2 protein-coding genes are annotated in these 2,037 nt (G+C 34.5%); one reads left to right on the top strand and one right to left on the bottom strand.

Annotated features, from left to right (window positions below; genetic code table 11):
- Positions 1 to 96: 96 nt before the first annotated feature.
- The gene (locus G4D61_RS17765; RefSeq protein WP_367613804.1) at positions 97 to 588 is read right to left on the bottom strand and encodes an extracellular solute-binding protein; all 492 of its coding nucleotides are present in this window, start codon (positions 586 to 588) and stop codon (positions 97 to 99) included.
- Positions 589 to 878: 290 nt separating this feature from the next.
- Here G4D61_RS17765 and G4D61_RS17760 point away from each other — a divergent pair, with 290 nt between their 5' ends.
- Positions 879 to 1,790 (top strand): ArsR/SmtB family transcription factor, encoded by a 912-nt coding sequence (locus G4D61_RS17760; protein WP_025727234.1) that lies wholly within the window; start codon positions 879 to 881, stop codon positions 1,788 to 1,790.
- Positions 1,791 to 2,037 lie beyond the last annotated feature (247 nt).

Genomic DNA, 2,037 nt, shown 5'->3' with positions numbered 1-2,037 from the left:
CTCTTCTGCAGAGTAAGATCTTTTGGACATAACAAATACTCCCCCATAAGCAGCCAGATTTTTATTTTTTAATCTGTCTACCTAAAGGGGAGCATATCACAATGCATGCGGGGCATACTTCTTAACTAAGTCTTTATTGTAATACATGATAAATGAATGAATATCCAATGGAATACTATATCTCTTGCCATTTAGTTGACCGATTTTCCATGCTTCTGGAACATAGTTTTCTTCCTTAATCTCTGGAAAATCTTTAAGGGAATTATCATAGGATACTAACATTCCATTATCAACATATTGCTTGATTCGTTCTGCATGGACGATCGTCAAATCCGGAATGTTTTTTCCTGAATTGACAACGGTCGGTATTTTAGTATACATATCTGCTTCCTTCATAGAGATATTTTTAATTTTGTACTTAGGATTGGTCTTATTATACTCATCCACCATTTTTTGCATATTTTTTCCGTCTGGACCCGTGAAAGGATTCCAAAATACGATTTCTTTTTTTGAACTTGAAGAACTTCCACACCCTGAAAGACCAATTGTTAGCAGCAAGGCAATTAAAATTCCAATCCATTTTTTCACGTTAATCCTCCTTATTCAATGTATTTTAAAGTTTAGAAGTGTCCTATATTTTAAGTTTCAGCGAAATGTAAACGCATACATACCCCTCCAAAAAAAATGATTTGTTTAATGAATTAGTAAATTTTATTCATTATTTCTTATGTTCATCACTAAATTTACAAAAAAAACGTTGGAAAAAATACTTTTATATCAACATATAATTTAATTAACTTAATTGTTAATCATAAAAAGCTATCCCCTAATTTTTCTTATTCTCATAGACCAAATTATTAACAAAAGGAGGCGGTAACATGTTACTTGACATTTCTCACGATTCAAAAAAGGTTTATGCTGCATTGGCCAGCGATACTCGTCTAGAGATGATCCGTCTGCTCTCTCAAAAAGCTAGAAACATTAAGGAACTTTCCGAAATATTAGGCATTAGCAATGCGATTGTAACAAGACATATTCAACAGTTAGAAAAAGCAAGGCTGATTAGAACGGAAAAGATTCCTGGAAAGTCAGGACTGCAAAAAGTTTCAAAGCTTATAGTAGACAATATTCAGATCGAATTTCCCGCTAAAATCTATCCTGATTACAAAAGCAAACAAGTCGAATTGCCTGTCGGGCATTACACCGACTATTTTGCAACGCCAACATGTGGATTGGCAACTGAAAATAAGATTATCGGGTTTGTGGATGAACCTAAATACTTTATGGATCCCGAAAGAGTACAGGCACAAATCGTCTGGTTTACACAAGGATTTTTAGAGTATAAAATCTCAAATCCGCTAAATAAAAATGAAGTATTGAAATTACTGGAAATCAGTTTTGAAATCTCCTCCGAGTTTCCTTACTCTAACAATGTTTGGCCTTCGGATATAACGTTTTATGTGAATAATAGACAAATTGGTACATGGACATGTCCCGGGAATTTTTCTGATATACGAGGAAAACGGACACCTGAATGGTGGGATGACGCAAATAGTCAATATGGTCTTTTTAAAACGATTAGAATTTCTGAGCATGGGTGTCATTTTGACGGGGAGCTACTATCTAAATTGACGATTGAAGATTTAGCACTGCAAACAGAGGATATCGTCACATTGCGTATTTCGGTAGAGGAAGATGCGAAACATATAGGGGGAGCAACCATTTTTGGAAAAGAATTTGGTAATCATGACAGAGATATTGATTTTAAATTTTACTATATCGAGGGGTGAATTTTCCTTTCGATGAAGACTGTCTTCGTAAACTACGTGTTTTATCAGCAAAAAATTGATGCTATACCTTTTAAAGTTTTATAATGAAATTGACTGGAATGGAAACGAGCTCCACCAAAAAAGAGCAAAACCTATCCCTTTTGAACTGCCCCCAATTGTTAGACACCATCTAACAGTTGGAGGTGCAGTTTTTCTATGGTTAAATTTACTGCCGAAGATAAATTACAAGCAGTTAAGTGTTACTTAA

Origin of the sequence: Heyndrickxia ginsengihumi, from assembly GCF_011008565.1 — a bacterium.
Classification (GTDB): Bacteria; Bacillota; Bacilli; order Bacillales; family Bacillaceae_C; genus Weizmannia; species Weizmannia ginsengihumi.
The sequence above is the reverse complement of the archived record's forward strand: the minus strand, read 5'-3'. Positions and strand labels throughout refer to the sequence as shown.